This window comes from Mesohalobacter halotolerans (assembly GCF_006120725.1).
Lineage (GTDB): Bacteria > Bacteroidota > Bacteroidia > Flavobacteriales > Flavobacteriaceae > Psychroflexus > Psychroflexus halotolerans.
Window position 1 is genome coordinate 238,317 of record NZ_SWMU01000002.1, and the last position, 19,980, is coordinate 258,296.

General features: G+C 34.3%; 22 protein-coding genes and 1 pseudogene. 11 read left to right on the forward strand and 12 right to left on the reverse strand.

Features of this window, described 5'->3' with window-relative positions:
• Positions 1-8: 8 nt before the first annotated feature.
• A complete protein-coding gene (locus tag FCN74_RS05620; RefSeq protein ID WP_138931618.1) occupies positions 9-473 on the reverse strand; it encodes an Lrp/AsnC family transcriptional regulator in 465 nt (154 codons plus the stop codon).
• Positions 474-619: 146 nt separating this feature from the next.
• Here FCN74_RS05620 and FCN74_RS05625 point away from each other — a divergent pair.
• From FCN74_RS05625 to FCN74_RS05650, 6 genes and pseudogenes are all read left to right on the forward strand, one after another.
• Positions 620-1,837 (forward strand): annotated as a pseudogene (locus FCN74_RS05625) (aminotransferase class I/II-fold pyridoxal phosphate-dependent enzyme).
• 65 nt (positions 1,838-1,902) lie between these two features.
• Complete coding sequence (locus FCN74_RS05630) at positions 1,903-2,907, forward strand: M28 family metallopeptidase (RefSeq protein WP_138931619.1); 1,005 nt, start codon at positions 1,903-1,905, stop codon at positions 2,905-2,907.
• A 5-nt stretch (positions 2,908-2,912) separates the two neighbouring features.
• Positions 2,913-3,488, forward strand: a complete 576-nt coding sequence (locus FCN74_RS05635; RefSeq protein ID WP_138931620.1) for a hypothetical protein — start codon at positions 2,913-2,915, stop codon at positions 3,486-3,488.
• Positions 3,488-4,156, forward strand: coding sequence for a DUF2490 domain-containing protein (locus FCN74_RS05640; RefSeq protein WP_138931621.1), 669 nt, complete (start codon positions 3,488-3,490; stop codon positions 4,154-4,156). Before FCN74_RS05635 ends, FCN74_RS05640 begins: the two co-directional genes overlap by 1 nt.
• A gap of 77 nt (positions 4,157-4,233) precedes the next feature.
• Positions 4,234-5,037, forward strand: coding sequence for a DUF6705 family protein (locus FCN74_RS05645; RefSeq protein ID WP_138931622.1), 804 nt, complete (start codon positions 4,234-4,236; stop codon positions 5,035-5,037).
• Positions 5,038-5,043: 6 nt separating this feature from the next.
• A complete protein-coding gene (locus FCN74_RS05650; RefSeq protein WP_138931623.1) occupies positions 5,044-5,664 on the forward strand; it encodes a deoxynucleoside kinase in 621 nt (206 codons plus the stop codon).
• Here the strand turns inward: FCN74_RS05650 and FCN74_RS05655 are convergent.
• Together FCN74_RS05655 and FCN74_RS05660 are read right to left on the reverse strand one after the other, a co-directional pair.
• Entirely contained in the window at positions 5,661-6,275 is a 615-nt protein-coding gene (locus FCN74_RS05655) for a hypothetical protein (protein ID WP_138931624.1), read from the reverse strand. The two genes, FCN74_RS05650 and FCN74_RS05655, sit on opposite strands and share 4 nt — an antisense overlap.
• Before the next feature lies 1 nt (position 6,276).
• Positions 6,277-6,771: an RNA polymerase sigma factor gene (locus FCN74_RS05660; protein WP_138931625.1), complete on the reverse strand. Its 495-nt coding sequence runs from the start codon at positions 6,769-6,771 to the stop codon at positions 6,277-6,279.
• Between the two features lie 94 nt (positions 6,772-6,865).
• Between FCN74_RS05660 and FCN74_RS05665 the strand changes: the two genes are divergently transcribed.
• The 3 genes from FCN74_RS05665 to FCN74_RS05680 all read left to right on the forward strand — a co-directional run bounded on the left by FCN74_RS05665 (position 6,866) and on the right by FCN74_RS05680 (position 9,756).
• Complete coding sequence (locus tag FCN74_RS05665) at positions 6,866-8,164, forward strand: NAD(P)/FAD-dependent oxidoreductase (RefSeq protein WP_138931626.1); 1,299 nt, start codon at positions 6,866-6,868, stop codon at positions 8,162-8,164.
• Between the two features lie 191 nt (positions 8,165-8,355).
• Entirely contained in the window at positions 8,356-8,763 is a 408-nt protein-coding gene (locus FCN74_RS05670; RefSeq protein WP_138931627.1) for a glyoxalase, read from the forward strand.
• A 351-nt stretch (positions 8,764-9,114) separates the two neighbouring features.
• A complete protein-coding gene (locus tag FCN74_RS05680; RefSeq protein WP_138931629.1) occupies positions 9,115-9,756 on the forward strand; it encodes an SDR family oxidoreductase in 642 nt (213 codons plus the stop codon).
• A 3-nt stretch (positions 9,757-9,759) separates the two neighbouring features.
• Here FCN74_RS05680 and panB read toward each other — a convergent pair whose 3' ends face one another.
• The 8 genes from panB to FCN74_RS05720 all read right to left on the reverse strand — a co-directional run bounded on the left by panB (position 9,760) and on the right by FCN74_RS05720 (position 17,835).
• Positions 9,760-10,578, reverse strand: coding sequence for a 3-methyl-2-oxobutanoate hydroxymethyltransferase (panB, locus tag FCN74_RS05685; protein ID WP_138931630.1), 819 nt, complete (start codon positions 10,576-10,578; stop codon positions 9,760-9,762).
• A gap of 82 nt (positions 10,579-10,660) precedes the next feature.
• Positions 10,661-11,539 (reverse strand): aldose 1-epimerase, encoded by an 879-nt coding sequence (locus FCN74_RS05690; RefSeq protein WP_138931631.1) that lies wholly within the window; start codon positions 11,537-11,539, stop codon positions 10,661-10,663.
• Between the two features lie 154 nt (positions 11,540-11,693).
• On the reverse strand, positions 11,694-13,025 hold the full coding sequence (locus FCN74_RS05695; protein WP_246062569.1) for a DUF58 domain-containing protein: 1,332 nt from the start codon (positions 13,023-13,025) through the stop codon (positions 11,694-11,696).
• Positions 13,025-13,951, reverse strand: a complete 927-nt coding sequence (locus FCN74_RS05700; RefSeq protein ID WP_246062584.1) for an AAA family ATPase — start codon at positions 13,949-13,951, stop codon at positions 13,025-13,027. Before FCN74_RS05700 ends, FCN74_RS05695 begins: the two co-directional genes overlap by 1 nt.
• Before the next feature lie 127 nt (positions 13,952-14,078).
• Positions 14,079-15,272 (reverse strand): DUF4350 domain-containing protein, encoded by a 1,194-nt coding sequence (locus FCN74_RS05705; RefSeq protein WP_138931633.1) that lies wholly within the window; start codon positions 15,270-15,272, stop codon positions 14,079-14,081.
• A complete protein-coding gene (locus FCN74_RS05710; RefSeq protein WP_138931634.1) occupies positions 15,259-15,978 on the reverse strand; it encodes a hypothetical protein in 720 nt (239 codons plus the stop codon). The genes FCN74_RS05705 and FCN74_RS05710 overlap by 14 nt, the downstream gene beginning before the upstream one ends.
• Before the next feature lie 5 nt (positions 15,979-15,983).
• On the reverse strand, positions 15,984-16,880 hold the full coding sequence (locus FCN74_RS05715) for a hypothetical protein (protein WP_138931635.1): 897 nt from the start codon (positions 16,878-16,880) through the stop codon (positions 15,984-15,986).
• Positions 16,867-17,835: a stage II sporulation protein M gene (locus FCN74_RS05720; protein ID WP_138931933.1), complete on the reverse strand. Its 969-nt coding sequence runs from the start codon at positions 17,833-17,835 to the stop codon at positions 16,867-16,869. The genes FCN74_RS05715 and FCN74_RS05720 overlap by 14 nt, the downstream gene beginning before the upstream one ends.
• Positions 17,836-17,871: 36 nt before the next feature.
• Between FCN74_RS05720 and FCN74_RS05725 the strand changes: the two genes are divergently transcribed.
• On the forward strand, positions 17,872-18,576 hold the full coding sequence (locus FCN74_RS05725) for an RDD family protein (protein WP_138931636.1): 705 nt from the start codon (positions 17,872-17,874) through the stop codon (positions 18,574-18,576).
• Complete coding sequence (locus FCN74_RS05730; protein ID WP_138931637.1) at positions 18,576-19,175, forward strand: trimeric intracellular cation channel family protein; 600 nt, start codon at positions 18,576-18,578, stop codon at positions 19,173-19,175. The genes FCN74_RS05725 and FCN74_RS05730 overlap by 1 nt, the downstream gene beginning before the upstream one ends.
• Before the next feature lie 52 nt (positions 19,176-19,227).
• On the opposite strand, the gene FCN74_RS05735 is transcribed toward FCN74_RS05730, so the two are convergent.
• A complete protein-coding gene (locus FCN74_RS05735) occupies positions 19,228-19,947 on the reverse strand; it encodes a hypothetical protein (protein WP_138931638.1) in 720 nt (239 codons plus the stop codon).
• Positions 19,948-19,980 lie beyond the last annotated feature (33 nt).

A 19,980-nucleotide genomic window follows, 5' to 3' on the forward strand; every position in this document is an offset into this window, starting at 1 on the left:
TTATAAAATTATGTCAAAGAAATTGCTGTGCTGTATTTTACAGTATTGATGTTAAAAGCACTTTGAGTGCTACTGATAAAAGGAATAGAGGTGAGTTTTTCTACCATAAATTGCCGGTATGCCTTGATGTTTTTAACATTGATTTTGAGTAAATAATCATATTCACCGCTAATGTGATAGCATTCGGTGATTTCATCCAGGGTTAAGATGTCTTTTTCAAAATGTTCCAAACTTTTTCTGGTATGGTTGACCAACTTGACCATACAAAAGGCTGTGAAAGCTTTATCGACTTTTTCTAAATCGCATAGGGCGACATAAGACGTAATGAGTTTTTCGCGTTCTAATCGTTTTATCCGCTCATAAACAGCGGTTTGGGAGAGTTTGATTTTAGCAGCAATCTGCTTTGTGGTTTGGCTGGCATCTTCTTGTAAGAGCTTTAATATCTGTTTGTCTCTCTCATCTATTTTTATCATGATAAATTATTCGAAAAATGTCTTTTCGTGCTAAATTATAAATATATATTCTATATAAAATAAAAATATAGATAAAAGATCTAAATTTAAAGTAATAGGTTGTAAATATATTTAAAGTAATATAAATTTGATGTAAAATACAAATCATGTCAAAACATCCGGCTTCATCTTTACAAGATTTGCAATACTTTGGAGAGTTTGGGGGCGTCAACCCGTCCATTTCAGACAGTTCTACGTATACTTTTATGACCGCAAAAGGTATGCGTGATACCTTTGAAGGTAATGGTAAAGGCTGTTTTTTATACAGTCGACATACCTCGCCGAGCAACCTATATTTAAGCTCAGCTTTAGCCAAAATGGAAAACACCGAAGATGCTACCGTTTTTGCCTCTGGTATGGGCGCTATCACATCTACCATATTGCAAATCTGCCAGCAAAGCGACCATATTGTGGCTAGTAGAACGATTTATGGCGGCACCTATGCCTTTCTTAAAAATGTCTTACCCAAATTTGGAATAGACACTACTTTTGTAGATTTTACCAATTGCCAAGCTGTAGAACACGCCATACAGCCTCATACCAAATTGTTGTATTGCGAATCGATAAGTAATCCTCTACTTGAAATCGTTGATTTAAAGAGAATCTCAGAAATTTCAATAAAACACAACACAAAATTTGTGGTGGATAACACCTTTTCACCTTAGATGTTACAGCCGGCTATTCACGGTGCAGATGTGGTAGTTCACAGTTTAACCAAATTCATAAACGGCAGTTCAGACACCGTTGCCGGTGCGGTTTGTGCACCTGCTGAATTTATAGATGATTTAAAAGATGTCAATTCCGGATTGGCGATGTTGTTGGGACAAACTTTAGACAGCCTGAGAGCAGCTTCAATTCTAAAAAATTTAAAAACGCTTCCTATTAGAATGCAAAAACACTCTGAAAACGCCTATTATTTAGCCGAACAATTTGAAAAAGCTGGTTATAATGTTACTTATCCGGGATTAAAATCCCATCTTCAACATGACCTGATTTCAAACTATCTTACCGATGTAATAGGCTATGGTGGCATCATGACTGTAGATTTTGGCAGCCTGGACAATGCCAATGCCATTATGGAAATGATGCAACATCAAAATATTGGATATTTAGCGGTGAGCTTAGGGTTTTATAAAACTTTGTTTAGCGCTTCAGGGACTTCAACCTCAAGTGAAATCTCAGAAGACGAACAAAAAGAAATGGGGTTATCTGAAGGCTTAGTGCGATTTTCAGTGGGTTTAGATTACGATATTAAACAGACTTTCGAACAAATACAAAAAGCTATTGAACTCGTAGAACAACACAAACAACCTTTTTCTTTTTAATTTTATCCTTAAAGCATATTAAAATTAACATTTGGATTAGTATTTTAGTCTTCAAAATCAAATTCATGAAAAATTTTGTTGTTCTATTAAGTATTTTTATTGTTTTAGGGTGCAAAGCACAAAAGGATATTAATGACGTTAATCCAGAAATTTATGCTAAAACCATCAGTTCACAGACGCTTAAAAACAAGCTCTATACTTTTGCATCAGATGAATTTGAAGGTCGGGAAACTGGAGAGCCTGGACAGAAGAAAGCTGCGGAATACCTTAAAAATTTTTATCAATCTATAGGCGTTAAATCACCTTTGGGTAAAGATAATTATTACCAAGATATTCCATCTTCTTTTTTTAATAATCGTCTACCGGATTCTGAAAATGTCGTGGCTTTTATAGAGGGTGATGGTTCTACTGACGAAATTTTAGTGCTTTCGGCTCATTATGACCATATTGGTGTGAATGGCGATCAAATATACAATGGTGCCGATGATGATGGTTCAGGCACTGTAGCTATGATGGAAATTGCCAAAGCTTTTAAAGAAGCAGAGAACGATGGCTATCAACCCAAGCGAGGTATTTTGTTTTTGCATGTAACTGCAGAAGAGAAAGGGCTTCTCGGTTCGCTGTATTATTCTAAAAACCCTATTTTTCCCATAGAAAATACCGTTGCTAACTTAAATACTGACATGATTGGTAGAGTAGATGAGCCCCATAAAAATAACCCTAATTATATCTATCTGATAGGCAGTGATCGATTAAGTACTGAGCTTCATGAAATATCTGAAGCCACCAATGAAAAGTATGTGCAATTGGATTTAGATTACAAATTCAACGCTGAAGACGATCCTAATCGCTTTTATTACCGTAGTGACCATTACAATTTTGCTAAGTTTGATATACCTGTGATATTTTATTTTAACGGCACACATGAAGATTACCACCAACCTACAGATACGCCTGATAAAATTAATTACGAGCTATTAGCTAAACGTGCCAAATTGATTTTTTACACCGCTTGGGAGGTTGCAAACCGTGAGAAACGACCATTTGTAGATAAACCCACAAAAAAATAAGTATTTTGAAGCCGTTCAGTTTATTGTTGTTGACACTTTTCATTTTTCATCCTACTTGGAGCCAGACCAAAATTGAAATTGAAAAACATGTCAAAACACATGAAGTCCCAACCGAAGCTCTGGAAGATTTAGGGGAACATTTAAAAAATCCCAAAAAGGTAAAATGGTATTATCAAGAAGACGGTGATAAAAAAGTGTTTGAAGCTAAGTTTAAACAGAATTCAAATCAATACAGTGTTGAATTTTCTAGACAAGGTGAAGTTTTAAATGTTGAAGTTATTACCAAATCAAATCAGATAGAAACTGATACTTTTAAACAAATCAAATCTGAACTTAAATCTACATTTAGCGATTTTAAAATCAGAAAGATTCAACGAGAATATCTTGGAGAAAGAGAGGATTTGTTTGAAATTATTTCAGAAAATGAGATTGATGATGATTTAAACCTACGCTACGAAATAGAAGTCAACGCCAAAAAAGATAAAAAACGTCACCTTTACGAATTGTTATTCAATAAAACCGGCAATCTTATTAGTCAACGACAAGTTAAGCTCAAATCCACTGATATTTTAGATTATTAATGCGACAATTTTTAATTATTATTTTTTGTCTTATAGGACTTTTATGTTCTGCTCAAAATGTTGTTGCGGGTTTTTTACCAGATTTTACATTGTCATACAAGGCTTCAGAACAATATAAAATAGTTCATAAGCTTGAAAGTCGCTTTCCGTCCTATAACGATACATCTGAAGATATTAATGTTCAGTTTGAACGTTTGGATATGCAGAACTTTATCGAGCGTAAAATAGGCTTGTTTTCAAAATTGTCCCTAGGTTATCAATACCGTATTAAAGACAGTGCAGCAGATGAGCATCGCTTTATCCAGCAATTTTCCTGGACAGATAATTTAACAGCCTTTAGAATAGGGCATAGGTTGAGAAGTGACCAGACGTATTCTAGAGCTAGAAAACCGGAAATACGCTTTAGATATCGCTCTGGCTTTCAGTTTCCTCTTCAAGGTCAACAACTTGATGCGGGCGAATATTACTTGTCCATTTCAGATGAGCTGGTTTGGTCTTATCGTTCGCCAAACGCCGATTTAGAAAATAGGGTATTGGCAAAACTAGGACTCTACATTAACGATAAAAATAAAATTGAATGGGGTTTAGAATGGCGACTTGAAGAACTGTTTTTAGAAAAGGTCAATCATCAACTATGGGTCGGATTGAGTTGGTATAAGGCATTGTAGGTTTAGGCCTTTCATTTCATTTATTTTTAATTAGAAAACAAAGCGACAAACTCTATTTAAATACATAAATTTACAACATGATGGTTTTCAAATTTATTAGGTTTGTTTCGGTGTTTTGCTTGTTATTTATAAGTTTGTTCTGCTTTAGCCAAAATGCAACGCTAAAACCTGTTGATAGCATCCCTTTAAAAGCCGATAAGTTTGTCGGCATCGACAAATTTCAAAACTTGTATTATGTCAAGGATAATACCTTATTTAAAAAACCTGATAATGGTTTAGAAACTCTTGCATTTCAAGATGTTTTACTAGGCGAACTTACAAGAGTAGATATTTTAAATCCCAACAAAGTTATTTTGTTTTATCAATCGGCTAATACCGTTGTGGTTTTAGATAACCGCATGACAGAAATTGATCGGCAAGATTTTAATAGTGTTTTTCCTTTTAAAAATGTTGCTTTTGCTGGCACATCAAAAGATCAAAGCCTTTGGATATACAATATTGACCTAAACCAACTAGAGCTTTACGACTATCGTTTTGATAAAACCACAGCTAAATCTTTACCAATTAGTGTCGATATTTTATCTATGCACAACAACTTCAATCAATGTTATCTGCTCAGTAAAGAAGGGGTTTTGGTGTATAATATTTATGGAAGTCTCGTCAAAGAAATTCCAATAAAACAAATTAATGGCTTAGATTTATACAAAAACCAACTGCTTATCTATGCAAATGAGATGTTGACAATCTTCAATAAAAATTTTGAAATTACACAATCCATAGAATTCAATAGTCTTGAGCTTAAAAATCTTTTTTTTGCTGGCGAAAACTTCTATATTTACGACGGAAAAAAAGTAATTCAATATACCATTCTTTCAAAATAAAACTACATGCACGTTGCTATTGCCGGGAATATCGGTGCTGGAAAAACCACGCTTACTGCACTGTTGGCTAAACATTTTAAATGGGAAGCCCAATACGAAGATGTTTTAGAAAATCCATATCTAGAAGATTTTTATAACGAAATGTCTCGCTGGTCCTTTAATCTTCAGGTCTATTTTCTCAACTCGCGTTTTAGACAGATATTAGATATTAGGCAAAGTGGTAAGGATATTATTCAAGATAGAACCATTTACGAGGATGCTTTTATTTTTGCGCCAAACTTGCATGCTATGGGATTAATGACAAATCGCGACTATAAAAATTACCGCTCTTTGTTTGACTTAATGGAGTCGGTAACTAAGCCGCCAGATTTACTCATTTATTTGAGAAGTACTGTGCCCAATTTGGTCAATCAGATTCAAAAACGCGGTCGTGAATATGAAAATTCGATTTCTATAGATTACCTGAACCGCCTCAATGAACGCTATGAAGCTTGGATTCACGATTATAACAAAGGTAACTTGTTAATCATAGATGTCGATAAATTTAACTTTGTTGATAGCCCGGAAGACTTGGGAGATATTATAAACAAAATAGATGCTGAACTCAACGGTCTTTTCAAATCTTAGTCGTTACGGTCAATCTTTTTCAATACTTTATAGTTTTTATAAAGCCTACGTGTCAAGATGCCGTAAAGCAGTCTATAGAAACCAACTATTAATAACAGAAAAACCAAAAAAACGATAAACAAAAATCCTAAACTGAGAAGTTTAACTTTAATGGGTTCGGAACCTGTAAATTTATCTATTGTAATATAACCTGTAACCATAAAAGAGATTGTAAAGAAAACAATATTAAACCACACGTAAGCCTTAACAGTTTTACGTGTGATGATAATGTTTCTCATCAATCCTTTTACACTATCGTCCGTGCTTATTTTCTTGTAATTCCTAAAAAACAGGGCAATAAATATAACAATCATCGTATAATTGACCACCAATGATATTCTGTAAAAAGTACCCAAGCCCATGTCTTGAGTAAGATTGTGACCAGTTTCGAAAAAGCTTAAAGATTCTATTCCAAGCCAAAACACAAATTCGGCTATACTGATGATAAAAATCCACTTCACAATAGACGTCGATTTTTTATGCATCATTGTATATATTTCTTCTGCTTTGAGACGCGGCAGGTTTTTTTCCTGTCGTTTCCAGTCTTGTTTTAATAAATCAAGTTCATCCATATCAAGGATTTATAATCGTTCTTAATTTCTTTTTTATTCTGTTCATTTTTACTCTGGCATTGACTTCAGAAATACCAAGGGTTTCAGAAATTTCTGCGTAGTTCTTATCTTCTAAATACAAAAATACCAGCGCTTTATCAATATCATTTAACTCTTTTACCGCGGCATACATCAATTTTAAGTGTTGTTCAGTTGTGTCATCGTAATAATCGGCTTCAATTTTAAAGCTGATATCAGCTATATCTTGCGTTTTGACACGTCGTTTTTGCTTCCTGTACAATGTAATGGCCGTATTTAAAGCCACGCGATACATCCAAGTCGAAAACTTTGCATCACCCCTAAATTTAGGGTATGCTTTCCATAATTGTACAGTAATGTCTTGAAACAAATCTTTGTGTTGTGCTTCAGTATCAGCATACATACGGCAAATTTTATGCACGATGTTTTGGTGCTTTTCTAAAAGATTAACAAATTTTTGCTCTAGTTCAGATTTCACAAAGTCGGTTATTACCTTATAAGTAGTAAAGTTTTCTTAATGTTACAGAATATACGAATCAAATGTATTAAAATAAGAAATATTAATTTGTATTATGAATATACCTGATTCAAAAGATCCTAGAGTAGTCGTCATTGGTGGTGGATTTGGCGGGATGTCTGTCACGCGAAAGTTATTAAACAAGCCCGTTCAATTAGTATTAATAGACAAGCGTAATTACCATACTTTTCAACCGCTGTTGTACCAAGTGTCTACTTCGGGCTTAGAGCCAGATTCTATAGCTTTTCCACTTAGAAAGTTCTTAAACCGCAGTAAAAATGGCTATTTTAGAATGGCTGAAGTCAATCAAATTCATGCAGAAAAGCATTTGATTGAAACTAATATTGGAACGCTCAATTACGATTATTTAGTTATAGCAACAGGTTCAAAAACAAACTTCTTTGGCAATGAAAATGTAGAAAAAAATGCCGTATGGATGAAAACGGTCCCTCAAGCACTGAATTTAAGAAGTTTGATTTTTGAAAGTTTGGAACAAGCAGCAATTACAGAAGAAAAAGAAAAACGAAAAGCCTTGCTCACATTTGTCATTGCCGGTGCTGGGCCAACAGGTGTTGAGTTAAGCGGAGCGATCGCAGAGTTGAGGAATCATATTATCAAGAAAGATTATAAAGATTTTGATGCTAGTGAATTGGAGATACATCTTATTGAAGGTGCTAATCGTGTTTTACCACCCATGAGCGAAGAATCTTCTGCCGATGCTCATAAATACTTGACCGAAATGGGTGTACAGATTCACTTAGAAACCATGGTTAAAGATTATAAAAACTGTGAAGTTACTACCAATAATGGTGAAACCATCTCATCAGAAAATTTTATATGGAGTGCTGGTGTTCATGGCGCGCCTGTTCAAGGTTTAAAAGCTGAAAGTTTGATAAATTGTGCTAACCGCTATAAAGTTAATACGTTCAATCAAGTTGAGGGTTATGAAAATGTGTTTGCTATAGGTGATATTGCATTAATGCATAGTGTTGATTATCCTAAAGGTCATCCTATGGTCGCACAGCCTGCTATTCAACAAGGAAGACAATTAGCAAAAAATATCCTCAACATTATAAAAGGTGAAAAGATGCAACCATTTGAATATAATGATAAAGGTTCTATGGCAACCATCGGACGAAATAAAGCGGTAGTTGATATTGGTAAATTTCAACTCGGTGGCTTTATAGCTTGGTATATTTGGATGTTTGTGCATTTGTGGTTCTTAATTGGAATCAAAAACAGGTTAGTGACCTTTTTAAATTGGGTTTACAATTACATCAATTACGATCGTTCTGAACGTTTGATTATAAGACCGTTTAAAAGAAACAGGGCTAAAATGGAAGATGTGGAGTAGCACATCTCGTTACTTTTTATACTATTTTCCTACTCTAAAAAATTATAAAACACCTGCCTCGCCCTCAAGGCTGGCTCGATGTGACGCCTCTAGTTGTATCAAGAACTGATTGTTAATAACCTGTTTACAACATCTAAAATCACAGATTAAACTGCATTTACATAATCTTTAATTTTATAAAAATTCACATCATGGAAAACAGAAGTCAACAATTATCTGAATTAAGACCTGTGATTTCCGGTGCCAAAGTGACCGCATTGACATCTGAAGAAGAAAGTTTTCAAAACAAAACTTTAAGACCCATCGCTAAACTGCAAAACGATTTGCTGCTAGAAATTTTTAAACACTACATTAAAAAACGTAAAAATGTTTACTTCACCTTGAGTTTACAAAAACAAGTCGACTACATTGAGCATGCTGTAAAACAAGATACCAAATTACGAAATACCATAAAAGGAGTTTTTATAGGCTTGTTTACCTATGATGAATACCTCATTTATGCTGAAAATAATCGCGCACTCAATAAGCGAATAACAAACTTGACTATAGAGCGACTCAAAAATCACATGCAATATTTTGAAGAAGCTTATGCGAGTTAGCATTGGTTTAAATTTAAGACTTTATCAAAAATGAAAAAGCTTAGACTTGGAGTAAGTGTTGTAGCTATAGTTTTAATCGCAATTGAGTTGTATTTGATTGATTATAAAAATTTAAGTTTGGCTGATAATACAAATCATTATCTTGTAATTTTTGCTATGATTTGTTTAATACTCTCAATGGTTTTTTCTCAACGCCATGATGATAGACTTAAGAAATAGTTGTCATAAATTTTAATTTAACAGTCTATTTAAATCAGGTTTGTTTAAGCTTCAACACATCTATTTGCATATTTTAACTTTAGTTAAAAATGAAGAATAAGTTAATAACTTATGTTTATAAAAATCATCAAAATGGAAAACATATTAGTTATAGGAGCTAATGGAAAAACAGGTAAAATTATTTGCAAGGTCTTAAATAATGCTTCTGGTTATAAACCTTTTGCTATGATAAGACAAGAAAAACAAAAATCTTACTTTGAAAACCAAGGTATCCATACCAGAATTGGCGATTTGGAAAATGATTTTCCAGATGCTTTTAAAGATATCCATAAAGTAATTTTTGCTGCTGGTTCTGGTGGTCATACCAGTGATAAAAAGACTACTGCTATTGATCAAGATGGCGCCATAAAATCTATAGTTATTGCAGAAAACCAGAGGTTGCAGAAATTTGTGATGTTAAGCTCTATGGGAACAGATAAGCCAGAACAAATCAAAAGTCTTAAGCATTACCTCGAAGCAAAGAAAAAGGCTGATGACTTTTTAAAGGCCTCTAATCTGTCTTATACTATTGTGCAACCTGGTGCATTAACTAATGATGAAGGTCATGAAAAGGTTAAGATAGCTAGTCGCCTAAACTCAGTAGGTCAAATATCCCGTGAGGATGTCGCACAGGCATTAATTTATGCTTTAGAAGAGAGTATTGCAAAAGATACCTCATTTGAAATGCTTTCGGGCCAAGACGATCTTAAATATGCCATAGAAAATTACAAGTAGTAGTTAATACTGCTCGTCTTGATTGGGAAAATCACCAGTTTTAACATCGCTGTTGTAAGTCTCTATGGCATTGCTCATAATATCGTGTAAATCTGCATAACGTCTTAAAAATCTTGGACTAAAAGACTTATCCATACCTAACATATCAGTAATAACCAGAACCTGTCCATCAACACCATTGCCAGCTCCAATACCAATTACGGGTATTGATATGCTCTTAGCGACTTCCTTAGCTAGATGTGCGGGCACTTTTTCTAATACTAAAGCGAAACACCCAAGTTTTTCAAGCATCAAAGCATCTTTTTTAAGCTTTTCGGCTTCAGCTTCTTCTTTGGCTCTTACGGTGTAAGTGCCAAATTTGTAAATAGATTGCGGCGTTAATCCCAAATGTCCCATCACAGGAATGCCTGCTTTTAAAATGCGTTTTATAGAATCTTTAACTTCGCTGCCTCCTTCAAGCTTTACAGCGTGGCCACCACTTTCTTTCATAATTCTTATAGCAGATCGCAAAGCTTCCTTAGCGTCACTTTGGTAGCTCCCAAAAGGTAAATCTACCACGACCAGTGAGCGTTTTATAGCACGGACTACACTTGAGGCGTGATAAATCATCTGATCTAAAGTAATAGGCAAAGTCGTTTCGTGACCGGCCATAACATTTGAGGCTGAGTCGCCAACTAGAATTACATCTGTGCCTGCACCGTCTACAATTTTTGCAGTTGTAAAATCATAGGCAGTTAACATACTGATTTTTTCACCCTGGCGCTTCATATCGACCAAGCTTTTTACTGTAACTCTTTTATACTCTTTTTTGGCAACAGACATAATATTAATTGTTTAAAAATTTTAAAAACAAATATAAGGTTTTCGTAATGATGCTTAAGACGCGAAATTTATTTTTGTTAATTTACTCTAATTCAATCGTCCAAGTTTCAGTTTTTATTTCATTGGGTTTTAAAATCTGAATCCCTTTTTTGTGATTAAAACTATCTGAAATGCCCGTCATAGGTTCAATGGCTAATCGGTTTTCGCCAGGTGGCGCATAGATTTGCAGGAAGTCAGATTTTGGATGACCTGTAATTCTGGCTTTATAATAATCTGTATAAAATTCAACGACCTTGTTTGATAATACAAAACAATCATCAAGGGCTTTGTTTTTTAAAGCATAGGGGTTTGGTATTAAGGTTTTGGCTGTGCCTAAGGCAATCATTTGGTCATTAAAAATGACTTGTTTATGGCTCTCAAAACCTAGAAAATCAGTGTCAAAATTACTAATACAAAAATATGGATGCCATCCTAAGTTAAATAAAAATGGGGTTTTATCTATATTTTTTATGTCTATCTTTAGACTAAGTGAAGCTTCAGTTAGCCTGTAAATCAATTGGATTTTATATTGAAATGGAAACCCCAGAGGTGGATGTTGTTCGGTATAAGATAATTTGACTTCAGCAAAATCAGGCTTTTCTTCAGTGTCTTCAATATCAAAAGTTTTGTCAAAAATCAATCCGTGTATGGCATTATTGCTGCCGGGTTCATTGCACTCTAATTGATAGTGTTCTCCTGCAAAATCATATTGTCCGTCTTTTATCCGATTTACAAATGGAAAGAGAATAGCACCGGCGTGGCTTTTGTCGTAAGTCTTGTTTTCTAAATCTTCTACAATGGGTTTATCTTTAAAAATTAAGGATTTAAGTCTGCCGCCTTGATGTGTTAAACCAATTTTGGCTTGTATTTGATGGGCTTTTTTCAGCACAAGCTCATCATTAAAATGTTGAATCTTAAACATAAATTAAGGATTTAAGCCAGTTGTGAAATCAAAAAAAATTACGATTCTCAAAGTTATTACTTAATTACATTATCTATTATAATTAAATGATAAATGTTGTTTAATTAAAATAAAACTTTGTTTACGATTTTTACGTGCTAGATTTTAATAACAGTTACAATAATCCTCTCGCTTTAATCTCCAAATATTTATTAATCGTGTTGATGCTTAATGCTTTAGGTTTGGTCAAAATGGCTTGGATGCCATTTTTTTCAAGTTCTTTAACCATCAAACGCTTGTTGTAAGCAAAATCTGTAGCAATGGTTTTTTGATAAATACTTTGTAAATCTTCAGATTCCTTATGAATGAGTTCGTCTAGCTCTGTATTCTCAAAAAAGATAACCACTAAAACGTGTTTCCTCGCTATCGCTTTAAGATAGGGTAGTTGACGCTCTAGTGCCGAAATATGCTCAAAATTGGTAAACAAAAAAAGTAAACTGCGCTGAGTGACTTTGCGTTTGAGATGCGCGTAAAGCAAACCAAAATCACTGACTTTAAAGTCAGTTTTAATATTGTATAAAGCCTCAGACAAGACATTGATTTGAGATAATCTGGACTGGGCTTTTCTAAAATTGTCAATGCTATTGGAGTAGGTGAGCATTCCAACTTTGTCGTTCTTCTTTAACGCAATATTTGAAAAGGCTAAAGCCGAATTAATGGCATAATCTAACAGACTGAGTTGTTCAAAAGGCATTTTCATCACACGACCTTTGTCTATGATGTTGTAAATGGGTTGTGATTTCTCATCTTGAAACTGATTGACCATCAGTTGGTTGTGCTTGGCTGTGGACTTCCAGTTAATATCTCTAACATCATCGCCTTTGACGTATTCTTTGATTTGTTCAAACTCCATACTATGGCCAATATGTCTTATTTTTTTCATTCCAAACTCACGCCACTGTCTATCTAAAGCCAAAAAGTCGTATTTTTTCATTTGAATAAACGACGGGTAAACTTTGACCATTTGTTCGTTTTGAAACTTATATCGTCTCTTGGTCAACTTAAGTGGAGAAGATACATAGCAATTTAGATTGCCAAAATAATATTCGCCGCGTTGAGTTGGTCGGAGTTGGTAATCGTAAGACTTTTGATGCTTGGCGTCAACTTTTAGTGTTTTTAAAAAATCTCGTTTTTGAAACTGCACAGGAATTTCATCTATAATTTGCAATTGAACTCTAAAGTTGTAGCCATTTTCAAAATTAAGCAATACGACATTATCATCACTGTTTGAAAACTTATCCGGTAGTAATCGCTCTGCAAAAAAACCTTTGATGCGAAACAAGGCTGCGATATCAATAATGACCAAAACGACTAGGGCATAAAATAGCATAGCAGCAATAGTAAACAGCATGCTAAACCAATAAGATAAAAAGAACAGCATAGCTATACTGATCAAGGCTGTAAAAAACCGTCGTGTAAAATATAAAGGCTTGAGCAGTTTAAACACTATCTTGGAATTTCAATAGATTTTACAATCATATCTACGACATCTTCAGTAGTCATCCCTTCCATCTCACGTTCTGGAGAAAGCACAATTCTATGGTTCAAAACGGGTTTCAAACTGCGTTTGACATCATCCGGCGTTACAAAATCACGACCGTTTAAAATCGCAAAAGCTTTAGCTGTCAACATAATTGCCACAGAGGCTCTTGGCGAAGCACCCAGTAATAAATGTGGATGTTGGCGTGTGTTATGGACAATTTCAGCAATATAAGACATGATTTTAGGCTCAATATTAATCTTGTGAATATCAGCTTTGAATTGGCTAATACTGTCTTTGTTAATGATAGTGTCAATTTGATTGAGAAAATTTTGAGCTTTACTTTGATGATGCTTATCTATAATGTTAACTTCTTCTTCAAGATTGGGATAACTGAGTTTAATTTTAAAGATAAACCGATCGAGTTGAGCCTCGGGTAGGGCATAAGTGCCTTCTTGTTCAATTGGATTTTGGGTAGCTAACACCATAAACGGTGCTTCCATATCGTATTGATGCCCATCGATGGTCACTTGTTTTTCTTCCATCACTTCAAATAAAGCCGATTGGGTTTTGGCTGGTGCACGGTTGATTTCATCAATTAAAACCATATTAGAAAAAATGGGTCCGGTTTTAAATTCAAATTCGGCTTTTTCGGCATTAAAGACTGAAGTGCCGAGCACATCGCTTGGCATTAAATCTGGTGTGAACTGAATGCGACTAAAATCGGCATTGATGCTTTTGGCAAAAAGTTTAGCCGTTAAGGTTTTAGCAATGCCCGGCACGCCTTCTATTAAAACGTGGCCATCTGTCAAAAGACTGACGAGTAGCAATTCTATAAAATCTTCTTGACCTACAATGACTTTTGAAAGCTGAGCCTTTAAATCTTCAGCCATTTGTTGATAGGTATTTAAAGCTGAACTAGACGTTTCTTGAGATGTTGAGGCTTCTGATGATTTAAGCTCTGATTTTGAATTGTCTTCAGGATGTTCAGTTGGATTTGTATTTTGATTGTCCATAGACTTAGTTTTTAAGATTTGAGAGTTGTTTTTCTAATTTAAGCAATTGTTCTTTAGATATAGATTTCTGACTTTCTATGTTTTTGATATATTTTAATAAAGATTTGATTTCTTGTGGTGCTTTACCAGATTTTGAAGCCAGTTGAGCTACAAAATCATCGTCTAAATGTGTAGTTGAAATATTGTATTGAGACCTGACAAAATCATAGAAATGCTCAATTTGTTTGGTCGCAATGCTCTTGTGGTCTTTTTTACGGTAATACATCTCAGCGATAGTTTTGGTAAACGCATAAGTTTTGTTTTCGTATGGCTGAAGGACTTTGATGGGTTTTTGCTTGCGTTTGCCTTCAAAAACGATGTAAATGACCGCTAAAAGCAAAAGCAAATAATACGCCCATCTCAAATGTTTATCAGCAACGAGATATTGCAGTAAATGGGGTTTTTGAAGAACACGTTGGGCTTTGTAGTATTCATCGACCAAAATGGATTGATCGTAATTTAAACCTGATAACACCTGTTCGGTATAAATGGCATTTTTGTCATTGACCAAAAAATAATTGGTAAATGCCTTTGGGAAAAGATGCAGGTAGAGTTCACCACGCCCCAAATCTGCTTTGATGAAATTTGGTAAGTATTTGGTAGTCGTGCTGTCGTCATTAACGACTTTAGAGTAACCTAAAACTTGATGCTTTAAAGTGTCAGTGTTGGTGAAATAGTGAATGTTTAAGTTTTTTTTAAAATCAAAAACTTCACCTTGATTTGTAGTGTCTAAAGTCACACTAGGTTGATAAGTAAACTGCTTGTCAAACACAAATTTTTCCTTTTTTAAATTTAAAGTATCTAAAATAGTTTTAGGCAAATATTCGGCAGACATCATTACAGTATTGCCGTTGTCTATCCAGCATAATAATTCTTGGGTGTCGTATTTGCCTAAGCCTAAACTGCCATTAAAAAAGAGGTAATTACCTGTTTTATAGGTTTCTGTTAAGGTTTCGTATGTAGACTGTTGAGTTTCTTGGGTTTGTTCAAGATGTTTTGTGAAAATTTGATGAAATACTTCAGCACCAAAGGGTTTAGAATGTGTTTTCCAATAGCTATCTGTCCAGTCTAAAGGCGCTTGAGAAGTTGATTCTAAAAAGACGTAGGAACCAAAAAACACCAAAACTATAAGCAGTATGTAATATTTAGACTTGAGCATATTGTTTTTGGTCTAAGGTGTTGTGAAATGTTTCGTATTGCTGGTTCAGGTTTTGAAAGTAAGTCTCATCAAATTGCATTTGCCCATACCAAGTTTGCTCATAGGCAATAGTGAGTTGTTTAAAAATCTTTGAAAGTTCCTTAAACTCAATTTCTTTTAAATACTCAAAATTAGTTTTATCGTTAGCGTATTTGATGATGCCTTTTAAATCTAAGCGTTTGATGCAATTAAGGTACAAATACCGAATGGCTAAACGGTATTGTTCATTTTCAATAGCATCATCAGCCATTTTCTCAAGGTTTTGCGTCATCAACAATTCTTCTTCTTCAGTCAAAGTGACTTTTGAAGTTTGATGCTGACGCATAATCTGATTTCCCGGATTAGTACGGACAATAAACCATACGATAAAAATCAATGCTGCACCAAGGACTAAATAGGGCAAAACTTTAAAGATAAAAAACCAAAAACTGGAGTCGAGATTATCGCCAAACAAATCTCGCCATTGCGTGTTTAACCAATCCTTAAATTCAGTCCACCAATTGCTTTGAAAGGTTTCAGTAGTGTAATTGTAGTCATCATTTGTTTTGAGTTCGCTGAGTTTTTCTTTGTCAAAAATATTTTTGTCTTGATAAACCGCAGTGCTGTACAAATTAAAACTGTAATTGAAACACAATACCGTTAATAAAAGCAAGATGGTTTTGCGCATAAGTTTTAGTTTCCGATTTGGTCAATTTGTTCGTAAGTGCCTGTAAAGTCTTGTTTTTCAGATAGATTAAAATACACTAAAACAATCATAATGACCGTGAAAATGCTTAAGAATAGCTGTCCAAGGCTACCAATAGCGGTAAACAATAAATAGACCCAATTTTGATATAGTCCAGTCACCGCATTGGGGTCAGAAGCTTGTTCAATCGCCGTAAAACCTTCTACCATACTAAAAACAAAAGCAGGTAACTGAAATATAAACCCGAGAATGGCTATTAAAATCCCAAATACAAAAAACGTTGCAAAGGTGATCCACCAGTTGTTTTTAATTAAGGTAAAACATTTGGTAAATGCCTCTGAAATCGATTCGTTTTCCATAATTAAAAGGGCAATCCCCGGAGCGAGTACGACTGTCAAATAAATACCTGGTATAAAGCAAAGCATAAACCCGACAATTCCAACAATGGTCGTTAGAGCAAGGTAGCCGAGCAATCTCCAAAAATCTTTTTTCAGTCCTTGTGATATGTCTTTTTCTAAAATTTCCCCATTATTTTTAATATAAGATTTGATGATGTGTAAAATTGTGCCATACAGCACAATATTGGTGGCAATGGAAACCACAAATAAAAGAATGATAATCCAAGAATCTCCTAAAATGGCTGAGATGGCTGAATCTGGGTCTGTAAAAGTAGTGATGTCACTAAAAACATCGCCCATTTTGTATTGATAATAGGTTGTCACAAAAATGCTCAGCAATATAAATGGCCCGACAAATTTTAAAAATAGATTTAAAATGCTCTTGTAATTTTGTGTAAAGAAACTAAAGGTATCACTAATAATTTCTCCAAACTCGCGTTCTTTTCTAAAGGCAAATTGTGGTTGATTTGAACTAAGGTTTTCCATTGTGTTGGTTTTTGTGAAGTTTAATGGGTAAAAATACGTAATAAAATAAAATTAATGCCATTGAGCCACCAATGATAAATATAGCCAGAGCATCAGGCATTTCGGTATGTCGGGTGACAAAACCTTCTAAAAATCCTGCGATGATAAAAAATGGCACGGTACTTAAAACAATTTTGAGACCGGCTTTTGCACTTCGGGCGAGAGATTCTAATCGGGTATAGGTTTTAGGAAACATAATGCCATTGCCAGCTACTAAACCTGCACAAATACAGACAATAATCACTGAAATTTCAATCGTTCCGTGAATCCAAATGGTTCTAGCAGATTCCCACAACAAGCCTTTATCAGCAAAAAAATACTGAAATGAACCTAACATGACTGCATTTTGCATGCCTATAAATAAAGCGCCAATACCAAGTAAAAATCCAAAAATATAGGATAAAAACCCAACCCTGACATTGTTAATGGTAATTCCAATAAACATATCGGTTTCATTGGCTTTTTTATACACGGCCATCGGGTCGTTATTGTTGATGTTTTCTAAAGTCATATTGACATAATTATCCCCTAAAATTAACCGGACAAAATCTTGGTCTGTGGCTGCAGAATATGCACCTACTAATGAAAAGAACAAAAAGACTAAAAAAGCCAGTAAAAGTTGATAACGATACTGATAAAACATCAACGGAAACTCTTTGGTATAAAACTTTACAATTTTATTACCCGATGTTTTTTGGGTTTTGTATATTTTTTGATGCGCTTTAACCGAAATTTGATTCAAGTATTTAGTCGTATTACTGTTTGGGTAAAATGTTTGGGCATAGCTCAAATCATCGGTAATTTCGATGTATAAATTTGAAAGGTCGTCGGGAGAATATTGAGCATTATCTCTCAAATAGCTTTCAAATTTGAACCATTTGTTTTTATTTTGCTTTACAAAAGCAGCCTCGCGCATGGTTTTTAAAATAAACTTCAAATCTAACAAATTTTAATGGATAATTTTCAAATTCAAACGGCTCAAAATGTCACGATTGATCAAAATTTAGCAAACTACTTTGAGCGAGCAGCGGCGTTTCTTATAGATATTCTCATTTTATTAGCTTATTTATTTTTAGTTAGTTTTATTTTTCCACTATTAGGCGGCTCTAGCTTTGCTGTTGGTATGGTAATTTCTCTGCCTTTATTGCTTTATCATTTGGTCATGGAATTGGCGATGAATGGTCAAAGTGTAGGTAAAGCCGCCTTGAAAATTAGAGTGGTTTGTCTTGATGGTTCAAAACCTAAAATAGGCCACTATTTGATCCGATGGTGTTTGCGCTTGATTGACATCAGCATAACAATGGGTTCAGTGGCTAGTTTGTTTATTTTATTTGGCGGTAAAGGTCAGCGTTTAGGAGATTTGGCTGCCAAAACTACAGTGATTTCAGAACGTAACCGTGTCGATTTTACGCAGACTATCATCATGGATGTGCCGGAGAATTATCAACCTAAATATCCACAAGTGACCATTTTTAATGATGAAGATATGCGGCAAACCAAAGCCATTTACATGAAAGCTAAACATCAACGGGAATATCATTTAATCAACAAGTTGCAACAACAACTTGCAAGTAAGATGGATGTTGATTCTTCAGGACAATCTATCAAATTTGTTGAAACTGTTTTAATGGATTATAATTACTATACTCAGCGATAATGGAATTTATATTCGTTTTAGACATTCTCGGTGTTGTGGCCTTTTCTATCTCAGGCGTTTTAGCAGCCATGCGTAAAGGTCTTGATGTATTTGGTATTTTGATTATCGCCTTTGCAACTTCGGTTGGAGGAGGAACTTTACGTGATGTGTTGATTGATACCGATGTCAGCTGGCTCACTAATATGACTTATGTCTATGTGATTATCATTACCACCATATTTGGTATAATCTTGAGAAACAAGCTAAACTATCTACGCAAATCCCTTTTTTTATTTGATACGCTGGGTATTGGCCTTTATACGGTTGTCGGTGTAGAAAAAGCCATTTCAGCTGGTCTGCCACCAGTGATATGTGTGGCGTTTGGGACGATGAGTGCTTGTTTTGGCGGGGTTATTAGAGATATTTTGTGTAATGATATTCCTGTGATTTTTCATCAAGAAATCTATGCAACGGCCTGTATCCTTGGTGGCTTTTCTTATTTTGCTTTAGCTTATTTTAATTTGCCTCAAGACTTAATCTTTATTATTTCCGGACTCATTGTCATTGCCATAAGGATTTCTGCTGTAGTCTTTAAAATATCTCTACCGAAGGTATATTAAATATTTTACGTATTACTTTTATTCACCTCATTGAAGTCTAAGGTTATTTGATTTATAAATTCACAAAAACCTGTCGTTTATTATGATTAGGGATTTGTTTGCCTTGTTCGACTTCTCTTTTTTGAGTTTCAGACATATCTTGAAACACTTTGTCATTTATATTAAGAACATAATTGATGGTAAAATCAATGTCTTGAGATGAAACAATAATAGAATTTTTTTGATCTATGATATATGAATTGGTGTCTTGAAGATCAATTGTTTTATCAATATGATATTTTTGTTTTAATAGATTTATGACCTCAGATTTTTGGACATCATTGTGTAGGTGAGAAAATGTATAATTGTACATTATCAAAGTATTTTTATAAAAATGTAATTCCATATTGACCTTGTGGTCACCTAAGTAAATTCGATAAAAATAAATTTTGATTTTACCGAAACCATAATTGTTGACAATCGTATAATTTGGTCTGCCATACCTTTTTTTGATGTACTTAATTTTATGCTTGCTGAATTCGGGATTTTCAGAAAAGACAATATCTTTGTTTGTGGAGAGTCCCCGTTTATTTTGAAGTTTTATTAAATTTAAGTACGGATCAATGCTTTCAAACTTGTTTAATAATTTTTCGTAATAATAGTCTCTGGTTTCCGTCGAATCCTTATTTCCTAAAAATCTCGATACTTTTCGTATGATTTTCATAAGTTTATCCTTTTGGGGTAATGACAAAATTTGACTATCATGAGTGATGAAATACAAAATAACTTCCATGTCATCGTGGTTTATCAAATTGTTGTCAATTTG